Genomic DNA, 16,607 nt, shown 5'->3' with positions numbered 1-16,607 from the left:
CGCGGGCCCTGCGTTGCCCGGTGCGGTCACCGGCACCCTCTACGATGCTGGGTATGCAACCCCCCAGACGTCTCTTCGCTGTTGTCGCCGCCCTCAGCCTCGCCGCCACGGTGGTCGCGGGCTGCTCGTCGGGCAAGAAAGACAGCGGCGGACCATTACCCGACGCGACGGCATTGGTTAAGCAGGCGACCGACAAGACCAAGACCGTCAAGAGTGCGCATCTGGTCCTGACGGTGAACGGCAAGATTCCGGGATTGTCGATGAAGACGCTAACCGGCGATCTCACCACCAATCCCACCGCCGCCAAAGGAAACGTCAAGCTCACCCTCGGCGGGTCCGATGTCGATGCCGACTTCGTCGTCTTCGAAGGGATCCTGTACGCCACCCTCACACCCAACAAATGGAGCGACTTCGGTCCGGCCGCCGACATCTACGATCCCTCGCAGATCCTGAACCCTGACACCGGGCTGGCCAACGTGCTGGCGAACTTCACCAACGCCAAAGCCGAGGGGCGCGACACCATTAACGGACAGACCACCATCCGCATCAGTGGGAAGGTCACGGCGGACGCGGTGAACCAGATCGCGCCGCCGTTCAGTGCGACCGATCCGGTGCCGGGCACCGTGTGGATCCAGGAGAACGGCGACCACCAGCTGGCCCAGGTTAAGTTGGATCGGGGTTCGGGTAATTCCGTCCAGATGACTTTGTCGAATTGGGGCGAGCAGGTGCAAGTCACGAAGCCGCCGGTGAGCTGATGGCTACGCAGACGAGCCGCCGGGTAGCGATCAGCGCGGGCAGCCTCGCGGTGCTGCTGGGTGCCCTCGACACCTATGTCGTGGTCACCATCATGCGCGACATCATGAACAGCGTCGGTATCCCGGTGAACCAGCTGCAGCGGATCACCTGGATCGTCACGATGTACCTGCTGGGCTACATCGCCGCGATGCCGCTGCTGGGCCGGGCCTCCGACCGGTTCGGCCGCAAACTCATGCTGCAAGTCAGCCTGGCCGGATTCGCCGCGGGTTCGGTGATCACCGCGTTGGCCGGACACTTCGGCGATTTCCACATGCTGATCGCCGGGCGCACCGTCCAGGGGGTTGCCAGCGGCGCTCTGCTGCCGATCACGCTGGCGCTGGGCGCCGATCTGTGGGCACAGCGCAACCGAGCCGGTGTGCTCGGTGGCATCGGCGCCGCGCAAGAACTCGGCAGTGTGCTGGGTCCGCTGTACGGGATCTTCATCGTCTGGTTGTTCCATGATTGGCGCGACGTGTTCTGGATCAACGTCCCGCTCACCGCGATCGCGATGGTGATGATCCACTTCAGCCTGCCCTCCCACGACCGCAGTGCCGAGCCGGAACGGATTGACGTGGTCGGCGGGCTGCTCCTGGCCACGTCGCTGGGTCTGGCGGTGATCGGGCTCTACAACCCCAACCCCGACGGCAAACAGGTGCTACCGAGCTACGGATTGCCGCTGGTGATTGGCGCGGCCGTGGCCGCGGTGTTGTTCTTCGTCTGGGAGCGCATGGCCCGCACCCGGCTGATCGAACCGGCCGGTGTGCACTTCCGGCCGTTCCTGTCCGCGCTGGGCGCATCGGTCTGCGCCGGCGCGGCGTTGATGGTCACCCTGGTCAATGTGGAGCTGTTCGGTCAGGGTGTGCTGGATATGGACCAGGCCCAGGCGGCCGGGATGCTGCTGTGGTTCTTGATCGCCCTGCCGATCGGGGCGGTGGTGGGCGGGTGGGTCGCCACGCGGGCCGGCGACCGGGTGATGACCTTCATCGGGCTGCTGGTGGCCGCCGGCGGCTACTGGCTGATGCATTATTGGCCCGTCGACCTGCTGGCGTATCGCCACAGCATCTTCGGCTTGTTCACGGTGCCGGCGATGCACGCCGACCTGCTGGTCGCCGGGCTGGGGCTCGGTCTGGTGATCGGGCCGCTGTCTTCGGCGGCCCTGCGGGTGGTCCCCTCCGCGGAGCATGGCATCGCCTCCGCGGCGGTGGTGGTGGCGCGGATGACCGGGATGTTGATCGGGGTGGCCGCGCTGAGCGCCTGGGGGCTGTACCGGTTCAACCAGATATTGGCGGGGCTGTCGGCGGCTGTCCCGCCCAACGCCACGCTGCTCGAGCGCGCCGCCGCGATCGGAGCCCTGTACCGACAGGCGTTCGCCCTGATGTACGGCGACATCTTCAAGGTGACGGTGGTGATTTGTGTGTTCGGAGCGCTGCTGGGTCTGTTGGTCAGCGGCCGCAAGGAGCACGCCGAGGAGCCGGAACTACCCCGGCAGCAGGCCGTCGCCCCCCGGCAATGAACCGCTAACGCGGTATCAGGCTGAGCAACAGATCCGGTCCCACCTTTTCGACGCTGTCGAATTGCCACCGCAGCGCGTGCGCGATGCTGGACACCCCCACATCGTCGACCGCGGTGACCGGACCGCCCAGCAGGATCGGCGCGACATAGGCAAGGATGCGGCTGATCGCCCCACACCGCAAGAAGGCGCCGGCGAGCGTGGGACCGCCTTCCAGCAGGACGTCGGTGTAGTCCAACAGCGCCCTGAGCACCTCCACCGGCTCGTGGGTACGCAGCACCATGGTCCGTGCGTCGTCGTTGAGAACCTTTGCCTCCGACGGTATGTCACGGGTGCCGACCACCACCCGCAGCGGCTGTTTTGCCGCCAGGGACCCGTCCGGCAGCCGGGCGGTCAGGGCCGGGTCGTCGGCCAGTACGGTGCCGGTGCCGACCACGATCGCGTCGGCGATCGCGCGCCGGCGATGCAGGTCGGCGCGGGCGGCCTCGCTAGAAATCCACTGGCTGGAGCCGTCGGCGGCGGCGCTGCGGCCGTCGACGCTGGTGGCGTACTTCCACGTCACGTGCGGTAGCCCGGTGCGTTGCTTGTGCAGCCACTCGCGCAGCGGCCCGGCCGCCACGTGGTCGGCCAACACCCCGGAGCGCACTTGCACGCCCGCTGCCGACAGCCGCCCGGCACCGCCCCCCGCGATGCCGTTGGGGTCCGCTACGCCATAGATCACCGTGCCCACCCGGGCTTCGATCAGCGCGTTCACGCATGGTGGGGTTTTGCCGTAGTGGTTGCAGGGCTCCATGGTGACCACCGCAATGGCGCCGGCGGCCAAACCGCCGGCCCGGCGCAGCGCCACCACCTCGGCGTGGTCGCCGCCGGTGGGCTGGGTACCACCGACGCCGACCACCCGGCCCTCGGTGTCCACAATGACCGCCCCGACGGGAGGGTTCGGATACGTCGAGCCCTTGACCAGGTAGGACTGGTCGATGGCGAGGCGCATGGCGTCCTCGATGCTCTTGACCTGCTCGACAGTCATCGGCTGCTCACCGGCCACGGTGGTGTGACGCGGCCCTGGCCCGTTGCCGAAGTGCCTCTACCGCCCTTGCCGGGTCATCTGCCCCGTACACCGACGATCCGGCGACAAAGCAGTCGACACCCGCCTCGGCCGCCTGCTCGATGGTGTCCGCGTTAACGCCGCCGTCGATCTCGATCAGGATCTTCAACTCCCCCGAATCGACCATCTTGCGTACCGTCCGCACTTTACTGAGCACCTCGGGAATGAACTTCTGGCCGCCGAAGCCGGGCTCCACCGACATGACGAGCAGGGTATCGAAGTGCGGCAGCATCTCCAGATACGGATCCAGCGGCGTCCCCGGCTTCACGCTGATACCCGCTTTGGCGCCCGCTGCCCGGATGTCGCGGGCCACCCCGACCGGATTGGCGGCGGCCTCGGCGTGAAACGTGACGTTATGGGCGCCGGCTTCGGCGTAGGGCGGAGCCCATCGGTCCGGGTTCTCGATCATCAGATGACAATCCATCGGGATGCGGGTTACCGCCAGCAGGCTTTCCACCACCGGCAGGCCGATCGTCAGGTTCGGCACGAAGTGACCGTCCATCACGTCGACATGCAGCCAGTCGGCTCCGTGCACCGCGGCTGCTTCGTCGGCGAGCCGGGCGAAATCGGCAGCCAGGATCGACGGCGCAATCATCGGCCCCCCCGTGCTGCAAGACATGAGCGACAGACTACTGAGCCCGGCGGCGCGGCGTGCGACGCCGCACCGGCGCGTCACGCGAGCCGTTGCAGCGCGGCAGCGAACATCGCGTCGGTGCCGTGCCGGTGTGGCCACAGCTGAACGTACGGTCCGTCGCCGAGCCCTTCGGTGACGGGTTCGAACAACGGCCGGGTGTCCATCGCAGCCACCGGATGCCGACGCAGGGCGTCCGCCACCACCCCCACGGTTTCGGCGAGATGCGGTGAGCAGGTCGCGTAGAGCACCACGCCACCCGGCCGGACCAGCGCAATCGCGGCAGCCAGCAGCTCACGTTGCAGCCTGGCCAGCGCGGGCACGTCCGCCGGTTGCCGCCGCCAGCGCGCCTCCGGACGGCGGCGCAATGCGCCCAGCCCGGTGCACGGGACATCGACCAGCACCCGGTCGAAGCCGGGGTCGAGCCCGCTGTGCCGACCGTCGGCCTGCACAACCTCAACCGGCAGCCCGGCGGTGTTGGCCCTCACCAGGCCGGCGCGCTGCGGTGACGGCTCCACGGCGGTCACCGCGGCCCCTGACGGCACGCCAAGCGCCGCCAGCAACGCGGTCTTACCCCCTGGTCCGGCGCACAGATCAAGCCACCGGCCGCGGTCGTCGTCGACGGGAGCCAGCGTCAGCGCCCGCGCCACCAGCTGGCTGCCCTCGTCCTGGACCAGGGCCTGACCGTCACGCACCGGTGCCAGCTGCGCCGGGTCGCCGCCGGGCAGGCACACCGCGTACGGCGAGTACCGGCCGACGGCGCCGCCCACCGCGGCGGCAAGTTCGGCGGCGGTCAGCACCCCGGGGCGAGCCGCCAGGTGCACTTGCGGGCGTTCGTCGTCACTGGCCAACACCGCTTCGAGCTCCGCGGCCGCTGCGCCCAGGGCGTCGGCGAATGCCTGAGCGATCCACCGTGGGTGGGCATGCACGAAGGCGGCGTGTCCGATCGGGTCGCTATGTGGGTCGGGAGCCAGCTCGTCCACCCAGCTCCGCTCGTCGCGGCCGGCGATGGTTCGCAGCACACCGTTGACGAATCCTGCTCGGGCAGAATCGAATTCGATGCCCGCCTGGTCGACGGTGGTGGACACCGCGGCGTGAGTGCCGACTCGAGTGCGCAGCAGCTGATAGGCGCCCAGCCGTAGCAGATCGAGCAGGACCGGGTCGATCGCCTCCGGTGCGCGTCCGGCTGCCGCACCGATGACCGCGTCCAGCAACCCCCTGGTCCGGCAGGTGCCGTAGGTCAGCTCGGTGGCGAAGGCGGCGTCGCGGCCGGTGATGCCGCGTTCCCGTAGCAGCGCCGGCAGCGCCAGGTTTGCGTAGGCGTCCCGGCTGGTTACCGCGCGCAGTGCGTCGAACGCCGCGGCGCGTGCCGGGTCCAGTGGCCGGCGGCGCCGGCCTCGTTCGCCGGTCCGGGAACGTTGGGGCCTCGCGGTCATGAGGCCCGCACGCCGGGGTCGAGCCGGGCACCGCGCGCCCAGTCGGCCGCCTGCATCGGCTTCTTGCCGGGTGGCTGAATCTGGCCCAGCCGCACCGGTTGCGAGCCGGTGCCGATCCACACGCTGGTGCGGTCTGCGCGTATAGCGCCGGGTGGTAACGGTTCTGGAGGTTTCGGCGCGCCGTCGAGGTGTACCGGTCCGAGCTTGACCCGCAGGTCGCCGATGAGCGTCCAGGCGCCCGGGTTGGGCGTGACGGCACGGATTCGGCGTTCGACGACCGCCGCCGGAAGTTCCCAGCGCACCCGCGCCTGCTCCACCGTGATCTTCGGCGCCAGGCTGACTCCGTCGGCAGGCTGTGGTCGCGGGGTCAGCGTCTGGTCGGCGATGCCGTCCAGTGTGGCAGACAGCAGGTTAGCACCCGAAACGGCAAGTCGCTCAAGCAGATCGCCAGCGGTGTCGGTCGGCCGAATGGCCTCGGTGACCACACCGTAGACGGGGCCGGAGTCCAGACTGGGCTCGATCTGGAAGGTCGTGGCGCCGGTAATGGTGTCGCCGGCGGCAATCGCGGCCTGCACCGGCGCCGCGCCGCGCCAGGCGGGCAGCAGCGAGAAGTGCAGGTTGACCCAGCCGCGCGGTGGAATCGCCAGCAGCGCGTCGCCCAGCAGCGCCCCGTAGGCGACCACCGCGCAGCACTGCGGCGCCACCTCGGATAGTTCGGCGACGAACTCCGGCGAGTTGGGCCGCGACGGCCTCAGCACCGGTATGCCGCGATCGAGTGCCTCGCGGCCCACCGGTGACGGCTCCGGCCTGCCTCGCCGCCCGGATGCGGCGTCGGGCCGGGTCAGCACCGCGACCACCTCGTGACGGGGTGAGTCGATGAGGCGACGCAGTGCCGGCAGCGCGGGTTCGGGCGTGCCCGCGAAAACGATGCGCACCGCAACAGTCTAGGTAGCCGGCCAGCTGCACCAACGTGTCGCGGGCCACAATCCGGACCCGCCAAATTCTCAGCCAGTTATAACCTTGCTAATGCATACTATGTCCTACAGAAATGATCTGTCCCGCGAGTTTCCCACCGCGCCAGCGACGACGAGGTCGAAGTAACCCAGCCCTTCCCCTTCCCCCAAAGGAGCTCTCCATGACTATCGACACTCCGATCAGCGAAGACGCGACGCTCGCGGCCACGCACCGCGCGATGTGGGCCCTCGGTGACTATGCCCTGATGGCCGAGCAGGTGATGGCCCCGCTCGGCCCGATCCTGGTCGCTACCGCGGGCATCGGGCCAGGTGTGCGGGTGCTCGACGTCGCGGCGGGTTCCGGCAACATCTCGCTGCCGGCGGCCAAGGCCGGTGCCACCGTCGTTTCCACCGATCTCACCCCGGAGCTGCTGCAGCGGTCCCAGGCACGCGCCGCGGAGTTGGGGCTGACCCTTCAGTACCAGGAAGCCAACGCGCAAGCCCTGCCGTTCGCCGAGGACGAGTTCGACGCCGTGATCTCGGCGATCGGCGTCATGTTCGCTCCGGATCACCAGTGCTCGGCCGACGAGTTGGTCCGGGTCTGCAAGCCGGGCGGAACCATCGGCGTGATCAGCTGGACCCCGGAAGGCTTCTTCGGCCGGATGCTGGCCGCCATTCGGCCGTATCGGCCGAGCCTGTCGGCGGCGTTACCCCCGTCGGCCCTGTGGGGCCGGGAAAACTACTTCCGCGGCCTGCTGGGTGATCGAGTCACCGATGTCAAGACGCGTCGCGAGCCGTTGAAGGTCACGCGGTTCGGCACCGCGCAGGACGTCCACGACTATTTCAAGACTCACTACGGCCCGACGATCGAGGCCTACGCCAACATTGGCGACAACGCGGTACTGGCCGCCGAACTCGACGCCCAGCTGGTCGAGCTGGCCGCGGAGTATCTGACCGGCGGCGTCATGGATTGGGAGGTCTTGATCGGCACCGCGGTCAAGATCTGAGTCGGGTCACGGCCGTGACGGGCCATCGGCCGCCCGGGCGGCCGGCCCGCCACGGTACTGCGGCGTGCTATAGCTCCATGTCGACGTGCGCGTCGGGTTCGCCGCCGGCGGCGGTAAACGCCGTCAGGGCACGCACCAACCCGTGGCGTTCCGCCTGCGGCATCTGCTCGACGATGCGGGCGATCTCGGCGCGCCGAAGCGCGGTGACCCGGCGGACCAGATCCCGGCCCCGCTTGGTCAGCACGGCCAGTAGTTCGCGCCGGGAGTTCGGGTGCGGCTGACGGTCGATCATCCCCGCGCCGACCAGCCGGTCGACCATGCGGCCGGTCGCCGACGGCTGCACGCCCAGCAGGGTCGCCAGGGTGGCCAAGTTGATCGGACCTCGATTGGACAGAATCACCAGGGTCCGGAACTGCGGGATGGTGATCGTCTCATCGATCTGTGCGATGGAATGAGCCGAGATGGCTACCAGCAACCGGGACGCCGTCAGTAGCGAATCGGTGATCGCATCCACCGACTCCTCAGCTGCCGTCGCGTTTTCCGTGGACATCATGGCCCCCTTCCCCGGTCCACCGGGTCGTCAACTTCGTCGTCGCTCTTACACGGGCTGCAGCAAAATGAGTCTAACAGCGTCCGATAGTCGTAGACATGGATTATTGATCAGATGCATATTTTCTTCCGGGCATGATCGGATTCGGTTGCCGAAACCTCCTCGCCGACGACGTCGCTCTGTCGGCTGTGCGTTGGCAGGAGGTGTCGGCAGGAGATCCAGCGAACTCAGCCGCTAACCGAGGACTAACCGATATGCAGCGGGTCGATCTGCACCCGCACCGGCTCGTGGGTTTGACGCGCGCTGAGCACCGAGACCGCGCGCCGCAGGCAGGCTGCCAGTTCCAGGCCGTGGTCGCGGCGAACCCGCACCAACATCCTGATGGCGGGCGCTGCGGCGGGGATGCCGGCCGGTCGGCGCACGCCGGGCGGCAGATCGACCGGGCCGAGCAACTCCGCTTGCAAGCATTCCGGGTCGGGCAGCCCGGCCTGGTCAAGCAACGCCATGACCGCCGCGGCGGTGCCGTCGAGCGCAGCGATGTGCACGCTCGGCGGCAACCCCACTTCGCTGCGGGCCATCAGCTCGGCCTCGGCGTGGCCAACCGGGTCCCAGCGAATCAGGGATTGCACCGTCGGAATGGCTGATTCGGCGACCACCATCACCACGCCGCCGTCAGCCCGAGACCGCACCAGCGCCGCCGCCGCCATCCAGCGCCAGAGCGCGTCCTCGGCGGCGCGCAGGTCCTGTCGCCCCAGCAGCGCCCAGGTGTCCAGCAGCAACGCCGCCCCGTATCCACCGGACGCCCGGGGTTCGGCTCCGGGGGTCGCGACCACCAACGCCGGGCGGGCGGCCACCTCGGGGACGACGGCATCGCCCGACGAGGTGATCACCGCCGTACCCGGGAACGCCCGGCCGAGTTCTTCGGCAGTGCGCCGGGCCCCGACCACCACGGCGCGCACCGCATCCGATCCGCAACGCGTGCAGCGCAGCGCCGGCTCGGCGCGGCCGCACCAGCGGCACACAGCGCCCGACCCGCCACGCTCCTGCAGCGACAACGGGCCGGTGCAGTGCCGGCAGCGGGTGATCGCCCGGCAACGCCCGCAGGCCAGTGACGGCACATAGCCGCGGCGGGGGACCTGAACCAGGACCGGCGTTGCCGCCGCCAGTGCCGAGCGGGCGGCGCGCAGCGCAATGGATGGCAGTCGGGCGGTACGAGCGGCCGGGTCGTGTTCCTCGGCGTACCCAGTGTCGTCGAGGGCGACGACGCGCGGGCTGCGCGCGCGCACCACCGGCCGGGCCGCGACGATGTCGTGGGCCCAGCCGCTGCGCACCAGCGCGTGGGCTTCGGCGGTTCGCGCGTAGCCGCCGATCAGCGCCGCGCACCTGGCCTGATGGGCGCGCAACATCGCCACCTCCCGAGCATGGGGATATGGTGCCCGCGGCTCGGCCAGGCTGTCGTCGCCGTCGGCCCAGACCATGACCAACCCCAGGTCGCTCAGCGGCGCGAACACCGCGCTGCGGGTGCCGATCACCAGCCGCGCGCTGCCCCGCAGCGCGGCCAGCCACCTGCGGTAGCGGGCGGCCGGTCCCAGGCCGGCCGACAACGCCACCACGCTGGGCTCGTCGATCCGGGCCGTCGCGGCCTGCCACAACGTGTCCAGATCGCGCTGATCAGGCACTATTCCCAGAACCGCGCGGCCGGCGCGCACCGTCTGCGCGGCGGCCTCGGCGAAGCGATCCGCCCACCGCTCCCCCGGCAACGCCTGCCAGACCGCGCGCGCGGCCCGAGCCTGGGCGAGAGCGGCCAGGAACTGGCCGCCGCGGCCGTACACCTGCCACTCCGACGGGTCGACCGGGTCGACATCGGGCCGGTCGGCGATCAGTCCGGGTTCCCGTTCCACCCTTGCGTGCCGGGCCGGAATCGCCAGCCGCAACACGTCGGCCCGGGTGCCGGCATAACGGGCGGCCACCGCATCGACCAACCGGCGGATTTCCGGGGTGAGCACCGGTTCGGCCGACACCACCCGGTCCAGCCAGCCCAGCTTGCCCTGGTGGTCGGTGTCGTTGCGGCGCTCCAGCACGAACCCGTCGACCAGCCGGCCGTGAAACCGCACCCGCACCCGCACCCCCGGCTGGGCATCGTCGGACTGCTCGGCGGACACCAAATAGTCGAATTCGCGATCCAGGTGCGGCACCGACAGCATCGGCAGGATTCGAGCGATCGGCTCGACCTGGATGGGGGTCCGGTCGAAACCGCGAGATACGTTGCTGGACAATCCGCTTAGCGGTCTGCGGACGCAGCTGCGCCGGGCCGGATTTCCCGCCCGAAGAAGAACCCGGCGGTGATCAGGATTTCCGCGGCGGCGTACGACCACCAGATCGGGACCGCCAGCGCTTCGTTGCCCAAGACGAATCGGCTGATCGCGATCATCGAATCCGATACCGCGAAACTCAGCGCCCCGACGGCCGTCCAGATCGTCGGCAGGCGCGCCAGAAAAGCGGTGCACACCATCGCCGTCAGCGCCAGGATGTAGACGGTCACCGGAACCGTCAGCTTCTCCTGGCCCAGGTGCGGCCAGAACCAGACCAACAGCGATATCGCCCCCAGACACATCAGCACCACCGGGGCCAGGCGCGCGCGCGACGGGGCCCGCCCCATCGCCAGGGGCAGCATTGCGCCCAGAAAACACAGGTGCGCCAACAGGAATGAACCGAGCCCGAAGACGAATGACTGTGTCCACCAAGGGATAGCCAACAGCCAGTCACCGGCGGCAGAGAACAGCAGTGCCGGCACCAGCCACCGCCGCTCACGCGCAATCGGGTGGGCAACCGCCGCCAGCGCCAGCAGCACCGCCATCGACGCCTTGAACGGCGGCTGCAGAATCCAGTGTCCGGTCAACTCGGTGCCAGGCGGGCGGCTCACCGCAATCACGGTCAAGTACACGCCGTAAGCCAGACCGGCCCACCCAGCCACCACCCAAGCACCGGCCACCAGACGAGATGCGTACGGTACCTGCATGCCTAGCTTGGACCAGACCGCCGACGAACGACCCGCTCTCGACTCCATCTTGCTGAAGGTACTGGATGCGGTTCCCTTTCGGCTATCGACCGACGACGGAATCGACGCCATGCGCCAGCGGATGCGCGATTTGCCGCGCCGGCCGGTGCACCCCGACCTACGCGTCGAAGACCGGTCGATCGACGGGCCAGCCGGCGGCATCGGCATCCGGATCTATTGGCCACCAACCGATGCCGCTCAAGGCAGTGCCCCGCCGGTGGTGCTGTACTTCCATGGTGGCGGTTTCGTGATGGGTGATCTCGACACCCATGACGGCACCTGCCGTCACCATGCCGTGGGTGCCGGCGCGGTGATCGTGTCGGTCGACTACCGGCTGGCGCCCGAGCATCCCTATCCCGCCGCCGTCGAAGACGCCTGGGCCGCAACGTTATGGGCCGCCGAACGGGCTGCCGACATCGGTGCCGACAGCACCCGGCTGGCGGTCGCCGGCGATTCAGCTGGCGGCACCCTCGCCGCGGTGATGGCTCAGCAAGCTCGTGACAATGCCGGACCGAACCTGGCTTTCCAGCTGTTGTGGTATCCCTCCACGATGTGGGATCAGTCGCTGCCGTCGTTCACCGAGAATGCCACCGCGCAGATCCTGGACGCCAAGGCGGTGGCCGCGTTCTCTCGTTGGTACGCAGGCGGAATCGACTTGTCCGACCCGCCGGCGGGAATGGCGCCGGGCCGGGCGGAGAACCTGACCGGGCTGCCACCGGCCTACATCGGCGTCGCCGGATACGACCCGCTGCGTGACGACGGCATCCGCTACGGCGAGCTGCTGAACGCCGCCGGCGTGCCCGTCGAGGTGCACAACGCCGAGACGATGGTGCACGGCTACGTCGGCTACGCCGGTGTGGTGCCGGCGGCCACTGCCGCGATGGATCGCGGGCTGGCGGCGCTGAAGCAGGCGTTGCACGCTTAGCTGCCGCGTCCTAGCTTCGCTGTGGATACGCGCTGGGCGCCACGCCGTACCACCGCTTGAAGGCGTGCGAAAACGTCGAGACCTCGGTATAGCCCAGCCGCCGCGACACCTCTTCGGTGGTCAGGCCGACAGTGCACAACAAGTCGACGGCCACGGTGGACCGTGCCTCGTTGCGCAAGGCGCGAAACGACGTGCCCTCCTCGGCAAGCCGGCGCCGCAGTGTGCGCGGATGCAGGCCGAGCTCGGCCGCGACGTCGGGCAGTGTCGGAAACAGTCCGGAATCACGAAACAACTTGGTGCGCACCAGCGCAGTGATGCCCCGGCGTTGCTCATTGCGCTGCATCAGCACGTCACACTGCGCCATACACACTTCCAGGGTGTGCCGATCTGCTTGCGGCAACGGCTCGTCGAACATGGCACGCGGGAAGTGCAACCTGTTGTGGGCCCGGCCGAACGCGACGTGATGAATCGGCACCAGTTCGAGCAGCGGCCGCAGCAACCACTCGTCGACCGCCACTTCCGCCGACACCTGCTCCGCATACTTGGCCGCCACCGGCAATGCGAAACTTGTTGTGGTGGCTAGTATTCCGGCGATATCACGTTCGATGAAAAACCGCCGCACGTCGGCCGGCAGGTGACCGGCGTCCAGCTCGAGCAAACAGTCTCCGGCCGTTTCGAACAACCGGACGTCGATGTGCAACATCGTCAGCGCGAAGTAGCGCATCGCGATACTGAAGAGTTCGCGCAAGGTGGCACAAGACATCACCGCAAAACCGAACAACCCCAAGTGGGTGAGCATGAACCGGCTGCCCACGTCGACGCCGATCCCGGCGGAGTCCGGCAACCGGGCCAGCAATCGGCGGACGGCAAGGATCTCGTCGCCGGCACTGATGACGGCATCGGGATCATCGAGATCCGCCGGGCCGATCGCGGTGCCGGCAAGCACATCGCTGGTGGAGACCCCGTGTTCGTTGGCCACCTCGCACAGTACCCGGGTCGCATAGACCCCGTGACTCACCTCGGCTTGCACGTGTTCCATGACCTGTCCTAAATTCCCAACTGTTTGTCCCATAGTCTCATTACCGGCGGCCGACGTCGCCCATACAGTGACCCCATGGCCAGTGTGATCGCCGAGCGACCCTCGAATAGACCAGCCAGACGCCTGAGCACCTGGACGATGACGCGGGAGGCCCTCACCGTCGGATTCGATGCCGGCGACGGATTCCTGGGCCGGGTACGCGGCCGCGATATCGTCCGATTTCGTTGTGGTGGAAGACGTTTCGTTTCCATCACGCATCCCGGCTATATCGACCACGTGTTACACGAGGCGCGGCTGAAATACGTCAAGTCCGACGAATACGAGCCGATCCGCGCGGCCGCAGGCATCAATCTGCTCACCGACGAGGGCGACTCATGGGCCGCGCATCGCGGCGTGCTGAACCCGACGTTCGCCCGGCGTCACCTCACCGGCCTCGTCGACCTGATGATCGACCCGATCGAAGACGTCACCGCTACCCTCGTGCCCGCCAGGCCGTTCGACATGCACGAGACGATGGTCCGGGCAACCCTGCGGGTGGTCGCCAATGCCCTGTTCAGCCAGGATTTCGGGCCGCTGGTCCACAGCATGAACGATCTGGCTACCCGCGGGCTGCGCCGGGCCGAGAAGCTGGAGCGACTGGGCCTGTGGGGGCTGATGCCACGCCCCGTCTACGACGCACTGATCTGGTGCACATTCTCCGGCGTCCACCTGCCGCCGCCGTTACGGGAGATGCAGGACATCACGCTGGCGCTGGACGCCGCGGTCAACGCGGTGATCGACGACCGGCTGGCCCATCCGACCCACTCCGAAGACCTGCTCAACGTGCTGCTGCACGCCGACGACGGAAACTGGCCGCGCCAGCGGGTCCGAGACGAGGCGCTGACGTTCATGCTCGCCGGCCACGAAACCACCGCGAACGCCATGTCGTGGTTCTGGTATCTGATGGCGCTGCACCCCGATGCCCGCGAGCGGATGATCGCCGAGGTTGACGACGCGCTGGGGACCAGCCGCCCGACCGCCGACGACCTGGGCAAGCTGCCGTGGACGACGGCCTGCTTGCAGGAATCGCAGCGCTACTTCTCCTCGGTGTGGGTGCTGGCCCGCAAGGCCGTCGCGGACGACGTCATCGGCGGGCACCACATCCGCCGCGGAACCACCGTCGTCATCCCGATCCACCACATCCACCACGACCCGCGCTGGTGGCCCGACCCGGAGAAATTCGATCCCGAACGGTTCCTCGGCCTCGGAGCCAAGGACCGTCCCCGCTCGGCCTATTTGCCGTTCGGAGGGGGCCGGCGCATCTGCATCGGACAGAGCTTCGCCCTGATGGAAATGGTATTGACCGCGGCAATCATGAGTCAGCGCTTTGCCTTTGACCTCGAGCGGCACTACCCTGTCGAACTTGAGGCGACGCTGACCCTGCGACCCAAGCACGGGCTGCACCTCGTCGGAAGCGAGCGCTCATGAAGCCCGACTACCAGATACTGATCGTCGGCGCCGGATTCTCCGGGATCGGCGCGGCGATCGAGCTCGACCGGGCCGGGTTCCACGATTACCTGCTGATCGAAGCCGGCGACGGAGTCGGTGGAACCTGGTACTGGAACACCTATCCCGGTATCGCCGTGGATATTCCGTCGTTTTCCTACCAATTCTCGTTCGAGCAGAGCCCGCGCTGGTCGCGCACCTACGCACCCGGCCACGAACTTCGCGCATACGCCGAACACTGCGTCGACAAATACGCCATCCGGTCCCGCATCCGGTTCAACACCAAGGTGCAGGCCGCCGAATACGACGACGAGCACCGGCTGTGGCGAATCCAGACAGACCCCGGTGGTGTGATGACCGCCAGGTTCGTGATCAACGCCAGCGGCGTGTTGACCGTACCGAAACTGCCCGACATCGACGGAGTGGACTCGTTCGACGGCATCACCATGCACACCGCGCGATGGGACCACAGCCAAGACTTGACCGGTAAGCGCGTCGCGATCATCGGCACCGGCGCTTCGGCGGTCCAAGTCATCCCGGAGATCGCACCAATTGTCAAGCACCTCACTGTTTTTCAGCGAACGCCAATCTGGTGCTTCCCGAAGTTCGACGTGCCGCTGCCGGCGGCGGCCCGCTGGGCGATGCGCATTCCCGGCGGCAAAGCTGTCCAGCGGTGGCTCAGCCAGGCCTTCGTGGAAGCCACCTTCCCGATCTCGGCGCACTACTTCACGGTGTTTCCGCTGGCCCGATGGAGCGCGGTACTGGGACGGCGGTATCTGCGCCAGCAAGTCGAAGACCCGGTGGTACGCGACCAACTCACGCCGCGTTACGCGGTGGGCTGCAAACGGCCGGGCTTCCACAACAGCTACCTGTCCACCTTCAACCGCGACAACATCCAGTTGGTCACCGAGCCGATCGACAAGATCACCCCGACGGCGGTCGCCACCACCGACGGCGCCGACCACGAGATCGACGTGCTGATCCTGGCGACCGGCTTCAAGGTGCTCGACACCGACGACGTGCTCACCTATCCGGTGATGGGGCGCGGCGGCCAGTCCCTGAGCCGGTTCTGGGACGAACACCGGACTCAGGCCTACGAGGGTGTCAGTGTTCCGGGTTACCCGAACTTCTTCACGGTGTTCGGCCCCTACGGCTATGTCGGCTCGTCGTATTTCGCGCTGATCGAGGCGCAGACCCACCACATCCTGCGCTGCCTCAAGCGGGCCCGACGAGACTCCGCGACCTGTGTGGAGGTGACCGAGGAAGCCAACGCCCGCTATTTCGCCGAGGTGATGCGCCGCCGGCACCGCCAGGTCTTCTGGCAGGACAGCTGCCGGCTGGCCAACAGCTACTACTTCGACAAGAACGGCGACGTGCCGTTGCGCCCGACGACGACCATGCAGGCCTACTGGCGCAGTCGCCGCTTCGATCTCGACGACTACCGCTTCACCAGTTAGCTTCACCGGTGCTCGCGTAGGCTCGATGTCTATGGCGAAGGTGTTCTCCCACATCGACGAATCGCTGCGGGAGTTCATCGGCAACCAGGCGATGTTCTTCGTTGCCACCGCGCCCTCGGACGGCGGTCGAGTCAACCTCTCCCCCAAGGGGTATCGGGACACCTTCGCGGTGCTCGACGACCACACCTTCGCCTATCTCGACTTGTTCGGCAGCGGCACCGAGACAATCGCCCACCTGCGTGACAACGGCCGGATCACCATCATGTTCTGCTCGTTCACCCGCAATTCGCGGATCCTGCGACTGTTCGGCACCGGACGAGTGGTACGCCCCGATGACGCCGAATTCGACAGCCTACGAACGCATTTCAAGGCTCTGCACCCCGGAACCCGGGCCGCCGTCGTCGTCGACATCGACCGGATCGCCGATGCGTGCGGTTTCGCGGTGCCCTACTACGAGCTAGTCGACGAACGGCCGGTGCTCGACGCCCATCTCGCCAAGGCATCCGAGGAAACCTACGTCCGCCTGGTCGAGCGCAATCAGCACAGCATCGACGGCCTGCGCGGGTTGGAGCCCGACCACCCGATGCCGCCCTGCGCCGAAAGCTGACGCCCCCGGCTCGCGAGCAGACACGGAATCGCACGCGGGAGCCCCCCGC

Annotated in this window: 15 protein-coding genes; 7 read left to right on the top strand and 8 right to left on the bottom strand. The window is 68.0% G+C overall.

The window, feature by feature from the left end:
- Positions 1 to 53: 53 nt before the first annotated feature.
- Both B4U45_RS26060 and B4U45_RS26055 read left to right on the top strand, forming a co-directional pair.
- Positions 54 to 755: an LppX_LprAFG lipoprotein gene (locus B4U45_RS26060; RefSeq protein WP_075546219.1), complete on the top strand. Its 702-nt coding sequence runs from the start codon at positions 54 to 56 to the stop codon at positions 753 to 755.
- Entirely contained in the window at positions 755 to 2,308 is a 1,554-nt protein-coding gene (locus B4U45_RS26055) for an MFS transporter (protein ID WP_075546022.1), read from the top strand. Before B4U45_RS26060 ends, B4U45_RS26055 begins: the two co-directional genes overlap by 1 nt.
- A 4-nt stretch (positions 2,309 to 2,312) precedes the next feature.
- On the opposite strand, the gene ribD is transcribed toward B4U45_RS26055, so the two are convergent.
- The 4 genes from ribD to fmt are packed head-to-tail and all read right to left on the bottom strand — an operon-like array spanning position 2,313 to position 6,412.
- The gene (gene ribD / locus B4U45_RS26050) at positions 2,313 to 3,332 is read right to left on the bottom strand and encodes a bifunctional diaminohydroxyphosphoribosylaminopyrimidine deaminase/5-amino-6-(5-phosphoribosylamino)uracil reductase RibD (protein ID WP_075546218.1); all 1,020 of its coding nucleotides are present in this window, start codon (positions 3,330 to 3,332) and stop codon (positions 2,313 to 2,315) included.
- Positions 3,333 to 3,339: 7 nt separating this feature from the next.
- On the bottom strand, positions 3,340 to 4,038 hold the full coding sequence (rpe, locus tag B4U45_RS26045) for a ribulose-phosphate 3-epimerase (RefSeq protein WP_089025276.1): 699 nt from the start codon (positions 4,036 to 4,038) through the stop codon (positions 3,340 to 3,342).
- A gap of 44 nt (positions 4,039 to 4,082) precedes the next feature.
- Complete coding sequence (locus B4U45_RS26040) at positions 4,083 to 5,477, bottom strand: RsmB/NOP family class I SAM-dependent RNA methyltransferase (protein ID WP_075546021.1); 1,395 nt, start codon at positions 5,475 to 5,477, stop codon at positions 4,083 to 4,085.
- Complete coding sequence (fmt, locus tag B4U45_RS26035) at positions 5,474 to 6,412, bottom strand: methionyl-tRNA formyltransferase (protein WP_075546020.1); 939 nt, start codon at positions 6,410 to 6,412, stop codon at positions 5,474 to 5,476. The genes B4U45_RS26040 and fmt overlap by 4 nt, the downstream gene beginning before the upstream one ends.
- A 200-nt stretch (positions 6,413 to 6,612) precedes the next feature.
- On the opposite strand from fmt, the gene B4U45_RS26030 reads away from it, so the two are divergent.
- A complete protein-coding gene (locus B4U45_RS26030) occupies positions 6,613 to 7,437 on the top strand; it encodes a class I SAM-dependent methyltransferase (protein ID WP_083155813.1) in 825 nt (274 codons plus the stop codon).
- A 67-nt stretch (positions 7,438 to 7,504) separates the two neighbouring features.
- On the opposite strand, the gene B4U45_RS26025 is transcribed toward B4U45_RS26030, so the two are convergent.
- The 3 genes from B4U45_RS26025 to B4U45_RS26015 all read right to left on the bottom strand — a co-directional run bounded on the left by B4U45_RS26025 (position 7,505) and on the right by B4U45_RS26015 (position 11,006).
- Positions 7,505 to 7,990, bottom strand: coding sequence for a MarR family transcriptional regulator (locus B4U45_RS26025; protein ID WP_371687147.1), 486 nt, complete (start codon positions 7,988 to 7,990; stop codon positions 7,505 to 7,507).
- Positions 7,991 to 8,232: 242 nt separating this feature from the next.
- Entirely contained in the window at positions 8,233 to 10,191 is a 1,959-nt protein-coding gene (locus tag B4U45_RS26020; RefSeq protein WP_075546215.1) for a primosomal protein N', read from the bottom strand.
- Between the two features lie 77 nt (positions 10,192 to 10,268).
- Entirely contained in the window at positions 10,269 to 11,006 is a 738-nt protein-coding gene (locus B4U45_RS26015) for a lysoplasmalogenase (protein WP_075546018.1), read from the bottom strand.
- Between B4U45_RS26015 and B4U45_RS26010 the strand changes: the two genes are divergently transcribed.
- Positions 11,005 to 11,970 (top strand): alpha/beta hydrolase, encoded by a 966-nt coding sequence (locus B4U45_RS26010; protein ID WP_075546017.1) that lies wholly within the window; start codon positions 11,005 to 11,007, stop codon positions 11,968 to 11,970. The two genes, B4U45_RS26015 and B4U45_RS26010, sit on opposite strands and share 2 nt — an antisense overlap.
- A 10-nt stretch (positions 11,971 to 11,980) precedes the next feature.
- Here B4U45_RS26010 and B4U45_RS26005 read toward each other — a convergent pair whose 3' ends face one another.
- Entirely contained in the window at positions 11,981 to 13,009 is a 1,029-nt protein-coding gene (locus tag B4U45_RS26005; protein ID WP_075546016.1) for an AraC family transcriptional regulator, read from the bottom strand.
- A gap of 75 nt (positions 13,010 to 13,084) precedes the next feature.
- Here B4U45_RS26005 and B4U45_RS26000 point away from each other — a divergent pair, with 75 nt between their 5' ends.
- The 3 genes from B4U45_RS26000 to B4U45_RS25990 are packed head-to-tail and all read left to right on the top strand — an operon-like array spanning position 13,085 to position 16,558.
- Positions 13,085 to 14,476 carry a cytochrome P450 gene (locus tag B4U45_RS26000; protein WP_075546015.1) on the top strand — a complete coding sequence of 464 codons (1,392 nt, stop codon included), beginning with the start codon at positions 13,085 to 13,087 and terminating at the stop codon, positions 14,474 to 14,476.
- Positions 14,473 to 15,951 carry a flavin-containing monooxygenase gene (locus tag B4U45_RS25995; RefSeq protein WP_075546014.1) on the top strand — a complete coding sequence of 493 codons (1,479 nt, stop codon included), beginning with the start codon at positions 14,473 to 14,475 and terminating at the stop codon, positions 15,949 to 15,951. The genes B4U45_RS26000 and B4U45_RS25995 overlap by 4 nt, the downstream gene beginning before the upstream one ends.
- A 31-nt stretch (positions 15,952 to 15,982) precedes the next feature.
- A complete protein-coding gene (locus B4U45_RS25990) occupies positions 15,983 to 16,558 on the top strand; it encodes a pyridoxamine 5'-phosphate oxidase family protein (RefSeq protein ID WP_075546013.1) in 576 nt (191 codons plus the stop codon).
- Positions 16,559 to 16,607 lie beyond the last annotated feature (49 nt).

The sequence above is a fragment of the Mycobacterium persicum genome, assembly GCF_002086915.1.
GTDB lineage: Bacteria > Actinomycetota > Actinomycetes > Mycobacteriales > Mycobacteriaceae > Mycobacterium > Mycobacterium persicum.
The sequence above is the reverse complement of the archived record's forward strand: the minus strand, read 5'-3'. Positions and strand labels throughout refer to the sequence as shown.

Excerpts from the sequence above, each read along its gene's own strand:
- B4U45_RS26010 (WP_075546017.1), top strand. The coding sequence starts at position 11,005 with ATGCCTAGCTTGGACCAGACCGCCGACGAACGACCCGCTCTCGACTCC.
- B4U45_RS25995 (WP_075546014.1), top strand. The coding sequence starts at position 14,473 with ATGAAGCCCGACTACCAGATACTGATCGTCGGCGCCGGATTCTCCGGG.
- B4U45_RS26000 (WP_075546015.1), top strand. The coding sequence starts at position 13,085 with ATGGCCAGTGTGATCGCCGAGCGACCCTCGAATAGACCAGCCAGACGC.
- B4U45_RS26025 (WP_371687147.1), bottom strand. The coding sequence starts at position 7,990 with ATGATGTCCACGGAAAACGCGACGGCAGCTGAGGAGTCGGTGGATGCG.
- B4U45_RS26015 (WP_075546018.1), bottom strand. The coding sequence starts at position 11,006 with ATGCAGGTACCGTACGCATCTCGTCTGGTGGCCGGTGCTTGGGTGGTG.
- B4U45_RS26060 (WP_075546219.1), top strand. The coding sequence starts at position 54 with ATGCAACCCCCCAGACGTCTCTTCGCTGTTGTCGCCGCCCTCAGCCTC.
- B4U45_RS26030 (WP_083155813.1), top strand. The coding sequence starts at position 6,613 with ATGACTATCGACACTCCGATCAGCGAAGACGCGACGCTCGCGGCCACG.
- B4U45_RS26055 (WP_075546022.1), top strand. The coding sequence starts at position 755 with ATGGCTACGCAGACGAGCCGCCGGGTAGCGATCAGCGCGGGCAGCCTC.
- B4U45_RS26040 (WP_075546021.1), bottom strand. The coding sequence starts at position 5,477 with ATGACCGCGAGGCCCCAACGTTCCCGGACCGGCGAACGAGGCCGGCGC.
- B4U45_RS26020 (WP_075546215.1), bottom strand. The coding sequence starts at position 10,191 with ATGCTGTCGGTGCCGCACCTGGATCGCGAATTCGACTATTTGGTGTCC.
- B4U45_RS25990 (WP_075546013.1), top strand. The coding sequence starts at position 15,983 with ATGGCGAAGGTGTTCTCCCACATCGACGAATCGCTGCGGGAGTTCATC.
- ribD (WP_075546218.1), bottom strand. The coding sequence starts at position 3,332 with ATGACTGTCGAGCAGGTCAAGAGCATCGAGGACGCCATGCGCCTCGCC.
- B4U45_RS26005 (WP_075546016.1), bottom strand. The coding sequence starts at position 13,009 with ATGGAACACGTGCAAGCCGAGGTGAGTCACGGGGTCTATGCGACCCGG.